The sequence below is a fragment of the Arthrobacter sp. B2a2-09 genome (genome assembly GCF_027587375.1).
Classification (GTDB): Bacteria; Actinomycetota; Actinomycetes; order Actinomycetales; family Micrococcaceae; genus Arthrobacter.
The window spans coordinates 79,168-96,367 of the sequence record NZ_JAMXIC010000006.1; the positions used below are offsets into that span (position 1 = coordinate 79,168).

20 protein-coding genes are annotated in these 17,200 nt (G+C 63.6%); 5 read left to right on the top strand and 15 right to left on the bottom strand.

Features of this window, described 5'->3' with window-relative positions; all coding sequences use genetic code 11:
• Positions 1-51 precede the first annotated feature (51 nt).
• A complete protein-coding gene (locus NFJ07_RS08830) occupies positions 52-432 on the top strand; it encodes a RidA family protein (protein ID WP_269993734.1) in 381 nt (126 codons plus the stop codon).
• 58 nt (positions 433-490) lie between these two features.
• Here the strand turns inward: NFJ07_RS08830 and NFJ07_RS08835 are convergent, their stop codons facing one another.
• The 3 genes from NFJ07_RS08835 to NFJ07_RS08845 all read right to left on the bottom strand — a co-directional run bounded on the left by NFJ07_RS08835 (position 491) and on the right by NFJ07_RS08845 (position 2,480).
• Positions 491-1,033 carry a hypothetical protein gene (locus NFJ07_RS08835; RefSeq protein ID WP_269993735.1) on the bottom strand — a complete coding sequence of 181 codons (543 nt, stop codon included), beginning with the start codon at positions 1,031-1,033 and terminating at the stop codon, positions 491-493.
• A gap of 67 nt (positions 1,034-1,100) precedes the next feature.
• Positions 1,101-1,535 carry an SRPBCC family protein gene (locus NFJ07_RS08840; RefSeq protein ID WP_269993736.1) on the bottom strand — a complete coding sequence of 145 codons (435 nt, stop codon included), beginning with the start codon at positions 1,533-1,535 and terminating at the stop codon, positions 1,101-1,103.
• Between the two features lie 312 nt (positions 1,536-1,847).
• Entirely contained in the window at positions 1,848-2,480 is a 633-nt protein-coding gene (locus NFJ07_RS08845) for a hypothetical protein (RefSeq protein WP_269993737.1), read from the bottom strand.
• A gap of 170 nt (positions 2,481-2,650) precedes the next feature.
• On the opposite strand from NFJ07_RS08845, the gene NFJ07_RS08850 reads away from it, so the two are divergent.
• Complete coding sequence (locus NFJ07_RS08850; RefSeq protein WP_269993738.1) at positions 2,651-3,304, top strand: DUF1345 domain-containing protein; 654 nt, start codon at positions 2,651-2,653, stop codon at positions 3,302-3,304.
• Positions 3,305-3,324: 20 nt separating this feature from the next.
• On the opposite strand, the gene NFJ07_RS08855 is transcribed toward NFJ07_RS08850, so the two are convergent.
• On the bottom strand, positions 3,325-4,128 hold the full coding sequence (locus NFJ07_RS08855; protein WP_269993739.1) for an isocitrate lyase/PEP mutase family protein: 804 nt from the start codon (positions 4,126-4,128) through the stop codon (positions 3,325-3,327).
• Between the two features lie 209 nt (positions 4,129-4,337).
• On the opposite strand from NFJ07_RS08855, the gene NFJ07_RS08860 reads away from it, so the two are divergent.
• Positions 4,338-5,396 (top strand): iron ABC transporter substrate-binding protein, encoded by a 1,059-nt coding sequence (locus tag NFJ07_RS08860; RefSeq protein ID WP_269993740.1) that lies wholly within the window; start codon positions 4,338-4,340, stop codon positions 5,394-5,396.
• A 78-nt stretch (positions 5,397-5,474) separates the two neighbouring features.
• Here the strand turns inward: NFJ07_RS08860 and NFJ07_RS08865 are convergent, their stop codons facing one another.
• Positions 5,475-6,665 (bottom strand): serine hydrolase domain-containing protein, encoded by a 1,191-nt coding sequence (locus NFJ07_RS08865; protein WP_269993741.1) that lies wholly within the window; start codon positions 6,663-6,665, stop codon positions 5,475-5,477.
• Positions 6,666-6,762: 97 nt separating this feature from the next.
• Between NFJ07_RS08865 and NFJ07_RS08870 the strand changes: the two genes are divergently transcribed.
• Positions 6,763-7,305, top strand: coding sequence for a cysteine hydrolase family protein (locus NFJ07_RS08870; protein WP_269993742.1), 543 nt, complete (start codon positions 6,763-6,765; stop codon positions 7,303-7,305).
• Between the two features lie 91 nt (positions 7,306-7,396).
• On the opposite strand, the gene NFJ07_RS08875 is transcribed toward NFJ07_RS08870, so the two are convergent.
• On the bottom strand, positions 7,397-8,071 hold the full coding sequence (locus NFJ07_RS08875; protein WP_269993743.1) for a response regulator: 675 nt from the start codon (positions 8,069-8,071) through the stop codon (positions 7,397-7,399).
• A gap of 250 nt (positions 8,072-8,321) precedes the next feature.
• Between NFJ07_RS08875 and NFJ07_RS08880 the strand changes: the two genes are divergently transcribed.
• On the top strand, positions 8,322-8,525 hold the full coding sequence (locus NFJ07_RS08880; RefSeq protein WP_035743560.1) for a cold-shock protein: 204 nt from the start codon (positions 8,322-8,324) through the stop codon (positions 8,523-8,525).
• A gap of 16 nt (positions 8,526-8,541) precedes the next feature.
• On the opposite strand, the gene NFJ07_RS08885 is transcribed toward NFJ07_RS08880, so the two are convergent.
• The 9 genes from NFJ07_RS08885 to mscL form a co-directional block, all read right to left on the bottom strand.
• Complete coding sequence (locus tag NFJ07_RS08885) at positions 8,542-9,276, bottom strand: maleate cis-trans isomerase family protein (protein WP_269993744.1); 735 nt, start codon at positions 9,274-9,276, stop codon at positions 8,542-8,544.
• A 7-nt stretch (positions 9,277-9,283) separates the two neighbouring features.
• The gene (locus NFJ07_RS08890; RefSeq protein WP_269993745.1) at positions 9,284-10,732 is read right to left on the bottom strand and encodes an amidohydrolase family protein; all 1,449 of its coding nucleotides are present in this window, start codon (positions 10,730-10,732) and stop codon (positions 9,284-9,286) included.
• 8 nt (positions 10,733-10,740) lie between these two features.
• Complete coding sequence (locus NFJ07_RS08895; RefSeq protein WP_269993746.1) at positions 10,741-11,553, bottom strand: aspartate/glutamate racemase family protein; 813 nt, start codon at positions 11,551-11,553, stop codon at positions 10,741-10,743.
• Positions 11,550-12,233: a GntR family transcriptional regulator gene (locus NFJ07_RS08900; RefSeq protein WP_269993747.1), complete on the bottom strand. Its 684-nt coding sequence runs from the start codon at positions 12,231-12,233 to the stop codon at positions 11,550-11,552. The genes NFJ07_RS08895 and NFJ07_RS08900 overlap by 4 nt, the downstream gene beginning before the upstream one ends.
• Positions 12,234-12,335: 102 nt before the next feature.
• On the bottom strand, positions 12,336-13,688 hold the full coding sequence (locus NFJ07_RS08905) for an MFS transporter (RefSeq protein WP_269993748.1): 1,353 nt from the start codon (positions 13,686-13,688) through the stop codon (positions 12,336-12,338).
• A 553-nt stretch (positions 13,689-14,241) separates the two neighbouring features.
• Positions 14,242-15,189 (bottom strand): proline dehydrogenase family protein, encoded by a 948-nt coding sequence (locus NFJ07_RS08910; RefSeq protein WP_269993749.1) that lies wholly within the window; start codon positions 15,187-15,189, stop codon positions 14,242-14,244.
• Between the two features lie 80 nt (positions 15,190-15,269).
• The gene (locus tag NFJ07_RS08915; protein ID WP_269993750.1) at positions 15,270-15,524 is read right to left on the bottom strand and encodes a hypothetical protein; all 255 of its coding nucleotides are present in this window, start codon (positions 15,522-15,524) and stop codon (positions 15,270-15,272) included.
• 30 nt (positions 15,525-15,554) lie between these two features.
• Positions 15,555-16,418, bottom strand: a complete 864-nt coding sequence (locus NFJ07_RS08920) for an ACT domain-containing protein (protein ID WP_269993751.1) — start codon at positions 16,416-16,418, stop codon at positions 15,555-15,557.
• Between the two features lie 123 nt (positions 16,419-16,541).
• Positions 16,542-16,973: a large conductance mechanosensitive channel protein MscL gene (mscL, locus tag NFJ07_RS08925; RefSeq protein WP_269993752.1), complete on the bottom strand. Its 432-nt coding sequence runs from the start codon at positions 16,971-16,973 to the stop codon at positions 16,542-16,544.
• Positions 16,974-17,200 lie beyond the last annotated feature (227 nt).

Consider the following 17,200-nt stretch of genomic DNA (forward strand, 5'->3'; position numbering starts at 1 on the left):
CATCAGCAACCCCGGCCGGCCAACGCCGGTCCCCAGAAAGGAACCAATCCAATGTCCCGCAAGCAGGTAACCACGGAGCTCGCACCTAGCCCGGCCGGTCCCTACTCCCAGGCCATCGTCGCCAACGGCTTCCTCTACACGGCTGGCCAGACCCCGCATGACCCCATTACCGGTGATGCCGTGGGAACCACCATTGAAGAGCAGACGCTCCAGGCCATGAACAACCTGGGCGCGGTCTTGGCCGCGAACGGACTCGACTTCTCCCACGTCGTCAAAGCGACGGTGCACCTGCACCATCCGGGCCGCGACTTTGCGGGATTCAACGCCATCTACGAAAAGTTCGTCGAAACCCCTTACCCGGCCCGGACAACGGTGGGTTCGTTCCTGGGCGACTTCCTCGTCGAGATCGACGTTGTCGCCGTCGTGCCCTAGCGCTAGCGCGAGAGCGGCGGCCGCGAACCTGTTCGCAGCCGCCGCTTCCTTGTGAGCGTTAGGAGTTCTTGGTGGCGGCGAACATGCGACGAAGCGTGAAGAAGCAACCCAAGGCGCCGAAGAGCAGCGCCATGAAGAAGTCGCTCATGTACCCCTTCACGAAATTCGGGTTGTTCGCCAGGTTGTAGTTCATCAGGTCCCACGGTTCGGAGCTGGTGATCAAAGACAAGGGTTGGCTATTGATGTATTTGGCGGCGTCTAGCCAGACTCCAGCGACGAAAGACAAAAGCGCGGTGGCAGCTGTGATACCCGCTATCACCCACACGCCTTTTCGGCTCAGGCCGCCGGCTCCCATCACATAGAAACGGGCCGCCATCGCGGCAGCGGCGAAGGTGACGAGCGAGGACATCCAGCCAAAACTCCAGATGACGAGCCACAGAACGACGCCGATCGGGAGGGCCGGGAGGGCGAACAGGGCGCCTCGCCCCACGTTTTCGCTGCTTCGGATCGAGCGAGCGGGCTGCGGTGCTGTTGCTTGAGCTTGGTTGGCTTCCGGATGCCAAGCGGGAACCTGCGCGCCGGAGGCCTCCGGGACGCTCATTCCGAACTCAGGCCGGGGACGCTGCGATGCGCCGTAGCCGTGGGGGAGAGCCTGCGACCGTCGTGACCTAGGTGGCTTCGAGGATCCTCTTGAGGTTCTCCAGGTCCTTTCGCATGGCCATGCGCATCATTGGCGCCATGATGATGCCCGCCAGCGTGGAGAACCCTGAGGGTTCACCCGTGTTGTGAAGAGTCATGCGTGTCGCGCCATTCTCATCGGACCAGCTGTAGGTGGTCTGCATCGGGAAGGGACCCTGGCTCGTGCGCATGGTGAGTTTCTCGCCGGGGACGAGCTCCGTGAACTCGTAGATGTAGTCGAGATTGCGGTCTAAGAACCGCGCGGTGAAGGCAACCAGGGATCCGACGACCAGGGGTCGCGGCGTTTGCCACTGTGCAGATCGTATGTTCACGTACCAGGCCGGCGCGTTGTCGGGGTCGGAAGTATAAGTTGCCACGACCTCACGGGGCCGCTGGATCAGTATTTCGGTTTGAACGTTCACCATGGTTGTTCCTCTGTGCGGGTTGAAGCTCGGGTCAAACAGAGAGCGGCGGCCGCGAACCTGTTCGCAGCCGCCGCTTCCTGGTTTCAGACGCCCAGGCACTCACTGCACGGAAGGCCTCTCGGCCGGCTTCCATCATGTCCGGGGTCGGGTGGCCCATGCCATGGTAGGTAACGAGGAACTGTGCCATTTCTAGGACTCCTGTGTTGCTGGGCGGGAAGAGCGCCGGGGAGATGCCGCGGACACGGCGCTTCCCAACTATCGCAGAACGTCTACCGGTCGGTAACCTGCATTGAAGAAACTCACGGCAAACTGTCAGGGACGGTGATCGGCCTTTCCGGCGTGGGGTTCAATCTCCACGTAGTAGATCGCCCCTGCGCCAGGGGCGTGCAGGCGGTGTGTTGCATGACGGATTGGCCGGTAGTCGTGTCCGAAGGGGTCGCGCACGGTTACTCGTTCAAGGTGATCCAGCCGCGCGAGGACGCCATCGACGTCCCTTAGCGTCGCGGGGTGGGTCACTTTTCCCGCTACACCCAATACCCAGGGCGAACTGGTGGCGCTGCTGGCGAACTCCAGGGTGAGGGTTTCAAATATTCCGGCCAGAAGGGCATCCAGCGTTGTGGGGTAGAGGCGGAGCAATCGATGCGCTTGCGGTTCGCGGCGCCGGTCGTTGATCCAGGTCTGGCGGAGCCACGTGAATTCCACTCGGCCGAACGAGGAGCCCAGCCTTAGCTTCCGGCCCTCTTCCAACGTCAAGTGGAAGTTGTTGCCCGCCCGGTCCAGAATGCTGGCTGCTTCGTCAACGTACTCCAAGTCCTCGAGCATGGCAGTTTTGGACGGGTAGTACGTGAAATCACCGAGCTCATCGACAACGACGTAGTCTTCCGGACCAGCGCCGGCGGGCTCGGTATCGTGTGCCGTTTCTTTGTTGAGGGGAGTGCGTTTCATGGCGAGTTCAGCTCCTTCGGAGGATCAGCCCGAAGCCCGAGTGGGCATTCCTTATTATCTTCATCAGACCACCAAACCGGGCGGCCGTCGTCGGTCTTGATGGTTTCCTTACGCCAGCAAGTGGAGATTTAGCGCGCTCTTAAAAGGTGAAGCGGTGGGACGATGGAGTCATGGAGAATCGTGCCTACGGTTCCCGCGTTTACCGTGCAAGTACGCGGTTGGTGGTCATGGTGGTTTTGGGCGTGGCGGCCGGGATTGGCACCGCAGCAGCGGGAGCCCCGGCGCTGGGGCCAGCCGTGGGGTGGGGTGTTGCCTCGTCCGTCTACCTGGTGATGGTTTGGGCGGTGATTGGTCGGATGGACGCCGAACACACTGCGTTACACGCAACGCGTCAGGACCCGTCCCGGACCGTTTCGAACGTACTGGTCCTCGTCGCCGGAGTGGCAAGCATAGGGGCCGTCGCCGTGATGCTTCTGGAAGTCGGATCGGTCCAAGGGAGTGAGCGGGACTTGATCGTCCTCCTGGCCTTGGTCGTTTTGGCGGTCTCAGGCTTGCTGGTGCACACCCTGTACACGCTGCGGTATGCCCACATCTACTACGAAGGGGTCGACGGCGGCATCGGCTTCAACCAGGAACGCCCACCTTGCTACGTGGATTTCGCATACCTCGCCTTCACGATCGGAATGACGTTCCAGGTTTCGGACACTGATCTCCAAACGTCCGATATTCGCGGAATCGCGTTGCGGCAAGCTTTGCTGTCCTATCTTTTCGGCGTGGTTGTCTTGGCCACCACGATCAACCTTGTTTCCGGGCTGATCCACTAATGGCCTACCGCATCCTGTGACTACACGGGGAAGGACAGCGCGGGCGGATATTCGCCGAGCGCCGTGACAGTAGCCGCGGCAGACGAGAGTGCTGACTGTGCCAGGCCCATCATCGCCGGACCAAAACTAACGCGGGCCACGCCGAGCTCGGCAAGGCGGGAAAGGGGAACGCTGCTTGGATTGCATATGACTGAGAGCGGGCCGTCAATCTCGTTGAGGGCGCGCGCTACCTGAGCCTCTGTTGCCAGCCTCCGCACAAACACCAGGTCGGCGCCCGCGAGGAGGTAGGCGTTTGCGCGTTCGATCGCGCCGTCCCAGTTTTCCGGCTCGACGACGAGGGCATCCACCCGGGCTGCGATGACGGCTGGCACTTCGCTCTCTTCCACTCCGCGACGCGCGGCAGAGATTCGATCGGATGCCTCGGTAAGCGAATAGAGCGTGGCGTCGGCGTCTATTGTGTCTTCGATGTTGAGACCGGCCGCCTGTGTCTCCTCGATGAGCCGCCGAACGTTCCTCGCTACTCCACCCGCCGTCGGAGCGTATCCCTTTTCAAAATCGATCGACACCGGAAGATCCACCGAGGTGCTGATGATGCGGGCCCAGAGGATCACGGTTTCGAGGTCCAGGTTTTCGCCGTCGCGGACGCCGTGCATTTCGGAAATCGCATGGCTTGCCGTGGCCAAGGCCCGCACTCCCTCGGCTGAAGCGACGGTGCGGGCGCTGATTGAATCCCAGACATTGCTCAGGACCAACGGCTTGCCGGGAACGTGAAGCGAGCGAAAGAGCTCAGCCTTGTGGGACTGTGACTGCTGAGGGTTGGGCATTGCTTCATTCTGGCAGTGGTTCTGTCCAGCTGTTTGTAACAGTCGACCTCAGCGTGTTCAGAATTACGCAACAACGGCATGTTGTTATTACAGTAAGGATTGCCTTGCCTATCTTGCTGCCGTTTCCCCCGACCCGTCGGGCTGCTCTGCATGAAGGGTAGGGCTACCCCCAACCATTCCGGTCCCAGCCGGAAACCGAAAGGCCCCCCATGAAATTCGGCATCAAATCCGCTGCGGCCCTTGCCGCCGCCACGGCCACGCTGCTGGCGCTTTCGGCGTGTAGCGGCGCACCTAGCGGAACCACCGCAAGCGGCAGTTCCGCTGCCGGCGCGGCATCCGGCGACGGAATCGTCGTATACAACGCGCAGCATGAAAACCTCACCGGCGCGTGGGTGGACGCCTTCACCAAGGAGACGGGAATCAAGGTCACGCTCCGCAATGGTGACGACCTTGAAATGAGCAACCAGCTCACGGAGGAAGGCAAGAACTCGCCAGCGGACGTCTTCCTCACGGAAAACTCCCCGGCGATGGTCCGCATCGCGAGTGCCGGCTTGCTCGCCCCTGTGGACCAGGCAACCCTCAGCCAGGTTCCAGCGCAGTACCGGCCCTCCACCGGCGACTGGACGGGCATCGCTGCCCGCTCCACCGTGCTGGCCTACAACAAGAACAAGCTCAGCGCAGACCAGCTCCCCAAGTCCTTGATGGACCTCGCGGACCCGTCATGGAAGGGACGCATCGGCGCGTCCACCGGCGGAGCCGATTTCCAGGCCATCGTCAGCGCCATGCTTGCGCTCAAGGGAGAAGATGCCACCCAGAAATGGCTGGAGGCGGCCAAAACCAACTTCAAGTCCTACAAGGACGACACCCCGGTGCTCGCGGCTGTGAACGCTGGCGAGGTCGACGCAGGAGTCCTCTACCACTACTACTCCTTCGTGGACCAGGCACAGACCGGAGAAAACAGCAAGAATGTTGATCTCCACTACTTCAAGAACCAGGACCCGGGTGCATTCGTCAGCGTCTCCGGCGGCGCTGTCCTGGCGTCCAGCAAGAAGCAGGCCCAAGCCCAGGAGTTCCTGAAGTTCATCACGGGTAAAGCGGGTCAGCAGGTCCTCCAGAACGGCGACTCCTTTGAGTACACCGTTGGCTCCGACGTGCCGGCCAACTCCAAGCTTGTGCCCCTCAAGGATCTCCAGGCACCTTCGGTGGACCCCGCCAAGCTCAACAGCGAGAAGGTCACCGAGCTGATGACCAAGGTCGGACTTCTCTAGGCCCCGGGGCCGCGTTGCCGCTCCAGACCGCCACCCCTGTCCCGGCAAAGGGCGGGGGTGGCGTCCGTCAGTGCTCGTTCAACTTGTCAACCGCCTGCTGATGGCCTCGAACATCGCGGCGGCTGCAGGGCCCGCAACAGGATCGACGGGCAGCGCGGTTGAAGAGAATTTGACCCCCACTACGCCTGACTTCCGGTTGATGTAGACCATTTGCCCATGGATGCCGAGGCAGTATGCCGTATCCGAATCGTCCGAGAGGAACCAGAACTGGCTGCGGTACCTCCCGCCTGGCATCGCCTCCGCATGATTGCCGGCCGCGAAGGCCGCTGCGGAATCGGGGCCTCCGGCGAAGATGTCGTCAACCCAGGCAGGCTCGAGGATCCGCTCATCGTTCAGTGAGACCCCGCCGTCGCGGATCATGGCCCCGAACAGGGCCATGTCACTGAGCGTGGCGCAGATGCCGCCGTCGAACATGCCGGTACCGGCCGCGTCGAGGGAGATGTAGGCGTCGTGGCGGGCACCCATCCGTGACCAGAGGACCTCAGAGGCGAGTTCCGCGAACTGCCTCCCGCTCGCAGCTTCGCACAGCCAGCCGAGTACATCCGTCTCGCAACTGCGGTATTCGAAATCGCCGCCGTGTTCGCGGACCTGTTCCAATGTCAGCAGGAACTCCTTGAGCGTGCCTGCTCCGCCGCTGCGGGGTGCCCAGCCCACGGCCTCGTCCAGCTTCCGCACCTCGGACCCTGCGTCGAGGTATTCCTCCGAGAACTTGATGCCACTGCGCATGTCCAGTATGTCCCGCACTCTGGCTCCGCTGTAGCCGCTGGCGCGGAGTTCGGGAATGTAGTGCTCTATCGGCTGGGCGGTGTCGATTTTCCCTTGGGCCGCCAGGACGCCTACCACGGTGGAAACGATGGATTTGCTCACCGACATGAGCAGGTGCCTTGTGTCAGGTGTCATCGCCCCGAAGTACTCCTCGACGAGAACCTCATCGCCGTGCATGACCATCCAGGCATCAGTGCTGGTGGCGGCCAGAACCCGCTCGACGGTGCTCTCCGAGCCGTCGGGCAGGCGCACCGCCAGGCCTCGGAGCCCGAGGGGATCCCCCGGCACCGCCCGCTGCGGTGGGCCGGCGGAGTCCGAGGCCGCGGCGCGAATCGCGGCGGTCCCGAACAGCTCATCCATGTGAAGGAAGGACCAGGGCAGATTCCCTGGCTCCTGCCAGTTGTCAACGGTGACCCTGCTTTGGCCAGTGGTAATGCGTGACACGGTGTTCCTCCATCGGCTTTGGTGCGAATCGGGCATAATAGTGAAAGCGAATGGCATTCTCTTTGATTATGCACTACCAGCAACAGGATGGAATTGTGTGAGCCGCGTACTGCTTGTTATCGACATTCAAAACGACTACTTCCCTGGAGGCGCACACCCCCTTGCCGGTTCAGATATGGCGGTTGTTGCTGCCGCATCGGTTGTTGAGGTCTTTCGGCGGGGCGGCGAGCCAGTAGTGCATGTCCAGCATGTGTGGGACGAACCAGAGGCGAGTTTCATGCGACCGGGAACCCCCGGCGTCGAGATCCACCAAGCGGTGCGGCCGCTCCCAGGGGAGGCTGTGATCATCAAGGCCTCGCCCAATGCCTTTGTTGGCACTGAACTTGGCGCCGTGCTCAAGCGGCTTGAAGCAAGTGAGCTGGTGGTGCTCGGAATGATGACAAGCATGTGCGTGGACTCCAGTGTTCGGGCAGCTGCGGAACAGGGGTTCGACGTTGTTCTGGTCCATGACGCATGCGCCGCCCCGGATCTTGAGTTTGGCGGGGTCGTGGTCCCCGCCGAGATGGTTCACGCAGCCTTCGTCGCAGCCCTGGGCGACGGTTTTGCCCGGGTGGTCTCATCCCGAGACATCATCGCCTAGTAGCTTGGACCCCTGCTCAGCCGACCTTGAAGCCGCCATTGCTGTAAGGCCACGCCGCGTGCCGCGGTGAGTCGCCGCTCGGCACAGCCCCTCACTGATCAGGGAGCAGCCAGCCATCGGCGATCAGCAGTTCCCGGAGCGCGGGCCGGCCGAGTGGTTCCAGACCGTCGTGGGCTTTGCGGCGGACTGAGACGAGGAGCTTCTTCACGCCGTCGGCGCTGATGCCCAGGCTCTCGCCGACATCGGCCATTGTCCCGCCCGGGCCGCCAAGATACAGCGTGACGGCCTCGTGTTCGCGCGGGGTGAGGCGGATCCGGGGCCCCGGGACGTCAAAGACGCCAGCAAGCTCGGGCAGGACGAACTTCTCGCCGCGCGCCGCGGCGAGCACGGCTGTGGTGAGCACTTCGGCCCCCGCTGTCTTGGGTATGTAGGCCAGGGCGCCGGCGTCGAACGCTTGGCGGATCACCAGTGGCGTCGCCAGGGAACTGCAGACCACCACTTGTGATCCGGTAGAGAGAATGGCTTGGATTTTGGAGCGCAGCGGGATTCGGTCACCAAGGATGATGTCCAACAGGACAACGTCAGACAACTGTCCCAGTGAGGCGGCGAGCTCGGCCCAGGAGCTGTACCTGCCCACCACCTTAACGGTTGTGGCGTTGGCCTCAAGCCAAGAAGCCAGACCCTCCCGGAGCAGTGCATGGTCTTCGAGGATGTCCACGTGGATCTTTGGCGCTGCCGCCTCGAACCGTCGCCGGAGCAACCCCATTTGGTGTTCTCCTTTGTGGCCGACGACGCTATTCGTCAACCACTCTGCCGTCCCAGTTTCAAGATCCCGCACTGCAGAGGAGCAAGAAATCCTCAAGATTCGGGCACCCGGAAAGAAAGCAGCTATGCGACCTCCGGAGATCCTTGCGCCCCCGAACCTAGCCCCGTAGCTTTGAGGAAGCGGACGTATACGTTCGGGGGCACCGGGTTTGAAGCCGGTGGCCAGTCAGATTCAGAGAAGGAACACGGCCGTGGCAACAGGTATTGTCAAATGGTTCAACGCCGAGAAGGGTTTCGGCTTCATTGCCCCCGACGACGGTTCGGCGGACGTCTTTGCCCACTACTCGGCGATCGCCTCGAGTGGGTACCGATCACTGGACGAGAATCAGCGGGTCCAGTTCGACGTCGTGCAGGGCCCGAAAGGCCCCCAGGCGGAGAACATCCAACCCCTGTGACGGTAGGGCACTTTTCCTAGGGCAGTTCTGCAAGCAGCCGGCCCCACTTGGGCGCCAGTAACGGCGCTCCGGCAAGCTTGAGGCAATGCCACAGCGTCACCGCTACGGAATCAAGCACTGGTACTCCGGTGGTTTCCTCCACTTCCGCGGTGACGTTGGCGCCGTAAAGGTTCGTGCACAAGTAAATGAGCGCGTCCGGGTTCGAGGCGACAAGTTCCAAGGACCCGGGCAGCATTTCTGCGTCCGTGACCCGGGCGAAGGATTCGTTGTTGCTGAGGTCCAGGTGGCGATGGTCCACCGTCTTGATCCCTTCGCGCGCATATGACTCAATGACGGCTTGGTTTACGTCCCCGGTATAGGGCGTGAACATGCCGATCTTCTCCGTGCCGAACGTCTTGAAGGCCTCCAGGTAAGCCAACGTGGACGTCGTGGCCGGGATCCCGGTGGCCTCCGTGATTTCCCGGACCAGGGCCTCGTCATGCGCGGCACCCAGCCAGGAACCCGAGGTTCCGTTCCACGCGATGACGTCCACGTCCGCCGTCGCAAGCAATGCGGCGGCCTCCCGCATGACGGCCGGGTCAAACTGTTTGTCCGAAGAATCATCCAGCGCAATCCGGGTGACCGGAATCCGCGTGAAGTGGATGGTGACGTCCTGGCGGTCACCCAGGATCCGGTAGCTCTGCGGCTCCAGGCACGTGTTGGACGACGGCACGATCATGCCGATGCGGGTGGGGCGGTGTGCGGAAGGCATGGTTCTCCTAAGCAGGAACGGTGGTGGGAACGGACAGCGATTCTCGAACGGACAGGGCATCGCGGTGGGCGGCGAAGCCGTTGCGGGCCACGAAACGGCCCACTGGGCCGGGATCGTGGAAACCGCCGTCGTCGACCACCACGCGTCCGGCGGAGACGACGACGGCGGGCCAGCCGCTCAGCGTCTTCCCTTCGAAAGGCGAGAAGTCAGTTCCCATGTGGAGGGCGCCGCCGTCGACCTCGCGTTCTTCGGCGGGATCAAAGATGACCAGATCGGCGTCGAACCCTACGGCGATAGTGCCCTTGCCGGGCACGGCGTTGATCCGCGCCGGGCCGGCCGAGAAGACCTCAACGAAGTCCTCCACGGTGCTGTCAGGCCCCATCGCCGTGAACGTGACGGGCATGCGGGTTTCGACGCCGGGCAGTCCGTGCGGCATGAAGCGGACGTCGTCGGTGCGCTCGCGCTTCTGCGAGAGGTCGTAGCAGGAGTGGTCCGAGGACACGGTGTGGATGGCTCCGGCTGCGAGGCGTTCCTTCAGCGCGGCCACGGTTTCGGCGCTGCGCATCGGCGGGCAGCATGCATACCATTCGGGAAACTCGCTGCCGTAGACGGTGTCGTCCAGCGTCAAGTAGTGCGGGCACGTCTCGGAGTAGGCTTCCTGGCCTCGCTCGCGGGCCTCAGTGACAAGATCCACGGCACCCGGGGTGGACTGGTGCACAAAGTAGACCGGCGCTCCGGTGTACTCGGCCATGGCGAGGGTCTCTTTGACGGAAATTTCCTCGGCGAGTTCAGGGCGCGTGGAGTGCAGGTGCTCGATGCCGATCCGGCCGTCAGCGGCGTGCTGTTCTGTGCAGTCGGCGATGATGGGATCGTGCTCCGCATGGATGTACGTGAGTCCGTCCAAGCGCACCATTTCGCGCATGACCTTCAGGATGGTGTCGCCGTCGGCCATGGTGGAGCCGCGGTTGGTGGTGTACATCTTTACCGAACGGACGCCCTCGGCGGCGAGCTGCTCCAGCTGCCAGGGCACGGTCTCATCCCAGCTGACCACGGAGCCGTGCAACGCGACGTCGCAGCGTGACTCGGCGGCCAATCGCTTCTTGTTCAGGACGGCGTCCAGCGGGGATTCCTGGGCGTCACGCGGAATACCAAAGTCGATGATGGTTGTGGTCCCGCCCCACAGGGCCGCGGTGGAGGTGGTGCGGTAGTCGTCCAGGGTACGGAAGCGGCCGGTCACTTGGGCCACGTGGCAATGGCCGTCCACGCCGCCCGGGATGACCAACTTGCCGGACGCGTCGATGGTGCGGGAGGCGGCGGGGACCGGTTCAGCGGCGTCGATGAGCCGGGTGATGCGGCCGTCGTCGATCACTACGTGGGCGGCCTGCCGGCCGGTGTCATTGAAGACAGTGCTGTTGACCACGGTGCCGTGGGCGATGACGAGATCTGGGATGGTCACGGTGGTCCCTACTTTCCGGCTGGAACGGCGGCGTTGCCGGCAGCTGAGGAGCCGGCGGCGGACTGGATGGCGGTCAGGGCGGCGTCGAGGTTTTCGGACAACCCCCGGCGGTGCTTGACGGGCGGCGGCGCAAAAGCGCCCTCGCGGTGGAAACCGGACTGCAGCGCCACGACCGCTTCGGTCATGCGGATGCCCGCGGAAATCCCGTCCACCACGGGCACGGGGATCTGTCCTTCAAGTTCGCGGGCGAGTCCGGCAAGCGGCGCACCTGCCAGGATGACGACGTCGGCGCCGTCCTCCGCGACTGCCTGCCGGCTCAGTGCCAGGAGGGTTTCCTTGAAATCCTGCTGTACGGTGCCGATGCCGTTGAGGCTCTGGTTGATGGAACGGATCGAAGCGAGACGGCTGCCAAGTCCGAAATGCTCTACGCAGTCCCGGTACCAGGCGGTGATGCGGTCCGAAATGGCGATGATGGAGAAGCGCTGGCCCTGCAGGGCCGCGGCGCAGAGGGCGGCCTCCGTGATGCCGATGACCGGCACGTCGGTGAGTTCCTTGAGCGCAGGCATTCCAGGATCGCCGAATGCGGCCACCACGACGCCGTCGATGTGGTCCGCTGCGGGAGCCGCGCAGTGCTCGGCGATGATTTCGGCGACGGCGCCGGCTGCGATGAGGGCTTCAAAACGGGTCTCGATGTATTCGACGCCGTGTCCGGCGGTCCGGACGATCAGTTCGGTGTCAGTCCCCGCCGAGCGGCGGGCTTCGGCGTCGATCAGCGCAGTGACATCTTCGCTGATGTTGGGATTGATGACTAGCAATTTCATGGTCGTTTGCCTTGCAACTTGAGTTCGGTGGCGGGCGAGTCCTGCGGAAACTGCTCGCGGTACTTTCCAATGTGCGACGCCGATTGGGTTGCGGCGCGCTCGGGATCGCCGCTGGCGATGGCGGCGTAGAGATCGCGGTGCTCCTGGATCAGTTCCGGCAGGTCGTCCACGTGGCGGAAGAGCCAGTGCATGCGGCCCTGGAGCGGTTCCAGCGCGGTGCGGAGAAAATCGTTGTTGGCGATGGCCGTGATGGCATCGTGGAATTCGCTGTTGGCGCGGTGCGCCTCGAGGATTGAGCCTTTCGCGAGGAAGCGATCGGCCTCATCGAGGAGCCCAGCCAGGTGTTTGAGGTCCTTGTCCGTGGCACGGGTCGCTACCAGGCGGCATGCGAGGACTTCGAGTGACTGACGGACGTCGAAGAGGTCCTCGACGTCTTTGGGGCTCAACCCTGCCACTTCGGAACCGCGGGAGGCCCGGTCCTGGATGAGGCCTTCCTGCCGCAGCATGCGAAGGGCTTCGCGGATGGGCAGGCGCGACACGTTGAATTCGGCAGCGAGGTCCCGCTCCACCAGCCGGGTGCCGGGCGCGTAATGACCCTCGAAGATTCGCGAACGGATGGTGTCCCGCACGGACTCCCTGAGGGGACGGTCCGTGGTGGGGGTTTCATCTGCAATCAGCATCTTTGCTCCATTCGTGTTCTCTTGAGTCATTGCGCCCGGCTGCCCGGCGGGCGTCTGGCTTTCGGGTGGTTCAGGACCGTCCGGCCAGACCGGTCAGGCGAGTTAGACCGGAAGCCGTTTGCCGTAGTCCAGCGTCAGCACGGAGACGCCCATGATGATCGCGGAGCCGACAAAGTACAGGAGGGCCCAGGTGTAGGAGCCCGTGGCCCCGACAATCAGGCCTACCACAATCGGGGTGACGAAGCCTGAGATGTTGCCGCTGAAGTTCATCGCGCCACCCAGGACGCCCGAGTTGGTGCGGCCGCCCAGGATGGCGGGGATGCTCCAGAAGAGGCCGACCCAGCGGAGGAAGAACATGACCACGGACAGCAGGACAACGGCCGTCGTCGGGTCTGCCACGATGGTGACGCCTACCAGGCCGCCAATCACTACGACGCTGGAGATGCCGAGCAGGGTGCGCATGACCTTGTTTGCCGAGGCGCCGGCCGCACGCCATTTGTCCGCGATGGTGCCGCCAAGGATTTCACCGACAAAGCCGGCGCCGAAGATCACGAAGGTGGACCAGCCGATGGTGTTCAGGTTGAAGTGCTTGGCCTGGGCCAGGTACAACGGGCCCCACGTCAGCAGGCCGTAGAACACGCCGTTGAAGCCAAGCCAGCCAAAGCACATGGCCCAGAAGGAGCGGAATTTCAGGTAGGGGAGGAGGGCGCGCTTGCCCTTGACGCCGTCCTTCCTGGCCTCTGCGTCTTCCTCGGCGTGAGACGACTCGATGTACGCGGCCTCGGCGTCGTTGACGCGCTTGTGGTTGCGGGGATTGTCGCGGACGTACCACCAGACAGCCAAGCCCATGAGGACCGTCGCGGCGCCGGCGATGATGAACGAGTAGCGCCAGCTGCCTGTTGAGGCGATGAGCCACGTGATGAGGATGCCGCCCAGGCCAGCTCCGAGCGGGGCGCCTGCGTCGAGGATCGTGGCTCCGCGGCCGCGCTCCTTCTTGTGCATCCAGATGGCGTTGAGTTTGCCGCCGGCCGGCATGACTCCAGCCTCAGCTACGCCGATGCCCAAACGTGCAATGAACATGCTGAGGAAGCCGCCAGCCAGGCCGGATGCTGCCGTTGCGGCACCCCAGCCGATGCACGACGCGGTGACGACCTTGCGGGGACCGAACTTGTCGATGAGCAAGCCGACCGGGATCTGCATGAGGGCATAGGTCCAGAAGAATGCTGAAAGGAGGAGCCCGACGAGCTCCGGTGCGAGGTTGAATTCCTTTTGGATGATGGGCAATGCCACGGAAATGGAGCCGCGGTCGATGTAGTTGACGGCTACCAGGATCAGCAGCAGGACGAAGAGCCTCCAACGGACACGCGTGCGTCGCTGCACGCCGTCCTTGCCGGCTTCTTCTGCTGTTTTTCCTTCGGCTGCATGCGCCGCTGTTTCGGTGTTTTGGAGAGACACAGTTTCTCCTTCAGGGGGAGTTTGAGGAGCGGGGAAAGTCTTGAATTGTTGAGCTGGGTGCGGGTTGCCGCGGCAGCTGGACTCGCGCCGGCGGCAGCTGTAACGGCCCGGTCCTCTTTCTGGAGGAGGGACGCTGCCGGTTCGCTGAGTCCGTTTTGGGATCCCGCGTTGGGATCCCAAAATCAAAATTAGATGTGACCCGTCGCACTGTCAAGAGTTTTGGTATACAAAGCGAAGAAATGGAATGTGACCGAGTGCCTGGCGGGGCTGGATTGGCGGCGTTTCTTGGGTGGCGTGGCGGGCAGGTGGGATACCGGAAGGTGTAAAGGTGCCTGGGGGCGCGGGATAGGGTACCGGGGTTCCCGTTGTGGCGGCGACGCGCTCCCTACCTCGCGACGCGCTCCCTACCTCACGACGCGCTCCCTACCTCACGACGCGCGGCTGGCTATGGGACGAGGAGAAAGTACGGCGACGCGCGAATTCCGGTGTCGATAGGGAATTTCTGAGTCACTAGGCGTTTCGGGCGTCGAGGGCGGACAGGATCGGGGAGGGCTTAGCTCGGATTCAGGTCGGCGAGAGCCGTCAGTGCTCGCTCGGGATGTTCCGCGGTGCGGTTGAGGACGTACAACCACCACTCGCCACCGAAGATGACGTACTCGCGCGTCCGGTAGCCGTCCCTATGGAGTCGGTCCAGTAGCTCAGGTCCCAGCCCGAGGAGCATCTCGAATTCGATCGCGCCGGACTTCAGCGCGTCGCCGTGCCTGGCGATGAGCGTGTTGACGAGCGCGTCATCGTGGGTCGCGAGGGACAGCGAATGGCCGGAAAGGATCAGCTCGTTCGCCAGATCGAGGTAGGCGGCAGTCAGCTCGACGCTGTTGCGAGGGTAGGCGACGGACTCGGGTTCAAGGAACGCGCCTTTGACCAGCCGAACGGTGCCCGGGTGGCGAAGGACCCGCTCAAGGTCTCCGAGCGTGCGGTGCAGGCGCGCTTGGAGCGTGATCCCGACGCGGGGGATCTCAGCAGCGAGCTCGTCGTACAGGTCGAGGACCAAATCGGTCCGATCCGAACCTTCGGCCGAGATCATCAGTCCCGTTCCGTACGGTTCAGTTATCGCGGCAAGCTGGCGCACATGGTTGAGGGCCAGGTCGCGGTCCACGAGAGCGCCGAGGTGGGAGAGATCGAAAGAGATGGTGCTCGGCAGGCCGGCCTTCCCGAGGGCAGCGCCCAACTCAAGGAACACCCCGGCTTCCGAGCGTGCCAGGTCCGCGTTGCGTACGCTCTCACCGGCGTATTCGATACTCGCGGCATGCCCGCGGGCCACCGCCGCCGCCGCTACCTCGATGGCGTCCGCGGCAGTGTCTCCGGCCGAGTATCGCCTTGCCACGCGCGAGGCCATCGTCGCCAAGGCTGGTGTGGACATGACATGTTGCTTCAGGTCTTCATCCAATGCCCACGCCCGAAGGGTATCGGCAGCACGCTCCAGATCAATCTTGGTAGTCACCCGACAAACTGTACCTGCGGAGTTTGCGGGCACCGGCGTCGGGTTCACGATGCGAAATCCGGAGCGTCCCGTCCGCCTTACTAGTCCTCCGGTAAACACCACACCGCGATGCGCACGCCGTCCGGATCCGCCGTGATGCGGAGCCGCAGTTCCCGGCCTAAGAGGGCTTCATGCCCATCCTCCGATGTCAGCTGGTCCGCGAGTTTGCTGATGGCAACGGCCATCGCCCGGCCCCAGTGCTGGGGCTCCCGGCTCGTGGCCACCGCCTCGGCGCTGGGCTGGCCGGGAACGGGCACCCCTGCGGAATCCAGCTCCCTCGGGTCCATGGCGCTCATCCCGCCACCGCCTTCCAGTTGTCGGCCGGTTTAGTCCCGGTCCTTGGACTCGGCGCTGCGGGTGTGCGCCAGGATTTCCGCCAGCTCGGCAAGCCGATGGGCACGTGCTGATTCCGCCGGTGTGAACGGCTCGCCCGGCCGGGAGAACAGGAGCGGTCCGTGCCAGGCGGTAGGGATCTTGAGGAACGTCGTGGAGGGCCCGACGGCGGCCTCCGCCTCCGCGGCCGGACCTTCGGGTTCGGGGGTGACGATTTTCGCCGAGAGGAGTTCCGCAACCGCTAGCGGCAGTTCGTCCGGGTTGTCGGCGATCCGGGCAGCCAGGCTCAGGGCCTTGGTCTGGCCGTCCGCCATGGCGAGTGCAGTGGTAGGCCACACGTGCGAATCCCGACCGCCGCCGTCGTCGAGCGCTGTCAGCAGCTCATGCTCGCCGAGGTGGCCCGGGGCGGACAACACGAATTCGTCCATGACGGCTCCATCCACGGGATGGACATGAATGCTGAGGATGTTGATGTCCGTTCGCGCGAGCGATTGGGTGATGCGTTGGAGGGAGCCCGGCTGGTCGCGGAGCACGGTCCTCGCCCGCCAAAGCGCCGGGGCCGAATGGAGCTTCCTGCGGTGGCGGAGGGCAGGCGCGTGGATCCAGCGCCGCAGAATCCTGGCCGCGGATGGCTCGGCGACCCAAATGACCAGGACCGTCGCTGTCACCGTCAGGAGGAGCACCTTGGCCAGGTAAGGCAGTTGCGTTTCAACCACGGCGGCGTGGACAAGAAGTTCGATGGGCAGCATCACGGCGATTTGGGCCACTGTTACCCGGGCCTTCGGAGCCTCGGGCATCTGGCCGCACACTTCGCAGGTGAGCTCGGCTGTAGCGGGAGTCCTCGTGTTCGGCTTCATGGCACCAATCGTGCCGGAGCCCTGTTTCAGGCGGATTGCGCCTACGTCACGATCTTAGGCAGCACTGCTGCGGGCCAGTTCGGCGCCGACCGGACGCGCCGAACTGGCCTTAGCGCCCGAAAATTAACGAGCGTTCTCGTTGCTCTTGTTGGCAGCTGCGAGCTCGGTCAGGAGGTCGCGGATTTCAACCAGCAGGGCGGTGTCGGCCGGTAGCGGCTCGTCCTCGGGCTCTTCGATGGAGGCGCGGCGCTTGGTCAGTTCGTTGATCTTGTTCATGGGCGCAACGAAAATGAAGTACACCACGGCGGCCGTGATCAGGAAGGTCACGAACGCGGTGATGACGGCGCCGAAGTTGACGAAGGTCTTAGCGTTGTCCGGCCAGATGGAGAAACCCAGGCCCTCGGCGTTGACACCGCCGGCGGCGGCGATGACCGGGTTGATGATGTTGGTGGTGAACGCTGCGACCAAGGCTGTGAACGCGGTGCCGATGACAACCGCGATGGACAGCTCGATAATGTTGCCGCGAAGAACGAAGTCCTTGAAACCTTTGAGCATGGATGACCTCCGGTGATGGGTACGGGTGGTGTGGCCGGAATGAGGCCCGGCCCGGCTGGTAACAACCGAAATGAGACTATCAATCGAAGCCGACGAGGCGTCATGCTCACAGCCAGGGCTTACCATTCAACGGAAGGGGACCGGGCTGCCTGGAGCCGCCCGGCGTAAGGTCGGAGCGGATGCCAGTGCCGCCGTCGTGGGCCCACGCCGCCAGGGTTCCCTGGCCG

Coding starts and splice junctions, on each gene's coding strand:
- NFJ07_RS08895 (WP_269993746.1), bottom strand. CDS start 11,553: ATGAAATTGCTAGTCATCAATCCCAACATCAGCGAAGATGTCACTGCG.
- mscL (WP_269993752.1), bottom strand. CDS start 16,973: ATGCTCAAAGGTTTCAAGGACTTCGTTCTTCGCGGCAACATTATCGAG.
- NFJ07_RS08855 (WP_269993739.1), bottom strand. CDS start 4,128: ATGCCCAACCCTCAGCAGTCACAGTCCCACAAGGCTGAGCTCTTTCGC.
- NFJ07_RS08875 (WP_269993743.1), bottom strand. CDS start 8,071: ATGGGGTTGCTCCGGCGACGGTTCGAGGCGGCAGCGCCAAAGATCCAC.
- NFJ07_RS08845 (WP_269993737.1), bottom strand. CDS start 2,480: ATGAAACGCACTCCCCTCAACAAAGAAACGGCACACGATACCGAGCCC.
- NFJ07_RS08835 (WP_269993735.1), bottom strand. CDS start 1,033: ATGAGCGTCCCGGAGGCCTCCGGCGCGCAGGTTCCCGCTTGGCATCCG.
- NFJ07_RS08860 (WP_269993740.1), top strand. CDS start 4,338: ATGAAATTCGGCATCAAATCCGCTGCGGCCCTTGCCGCCGCCACGGCC.
- NFJ07_RS08830 (WP_269993734.1), top strand. CDS start 52: ATGTCCCGCAAGCAGGTAACCACGGAGCTCGCACCTAGCCCGGCCGGT.
- NFJ07_RS08900 (WP_269993747.1), bottom strand. CDS start 12,233: ATGCTGATTGCAGATGAAACCCCCACCACGGACCGTCCCCTCAGGGAG.
- NFJ07_RS08840 (WP_269993736.1), bottom strand. CDS start 1,535: ATGGTGAACGTTCAAACCGAAATACTGATCCAGCGGCCCCGTGAGGTC.
- NFJ07_RS08850 (WP_269993738.1), top strand. CDS start 2,651: ATGGAGAATCGTGCCTACGGTTCCCGCGTTTACCGTGCAAGTACGCGG.
- NFJ07_RS08920 (WP_269993751.1), bottom strand. CDS start 16,418: ATGAAGCCGAACACGAGGACTCCCGCTACAGCCGAGCTCACCTGCGAA.
- NFJ07_RS08885 (WP_269993744.1), bottom strand. CDS start 9,276: ATGCCTTCCGCACACCGCCCCACCCGCATCGGCATGATCGTGCCGTCG.
- NFJ07_RS08915 (WP_269993750.1), bottom strand. CDS start 15,524: ATGAGCGCCATGGACCCGAGGGAGCTGGATTCCGCAGGGGTGCCCGTT.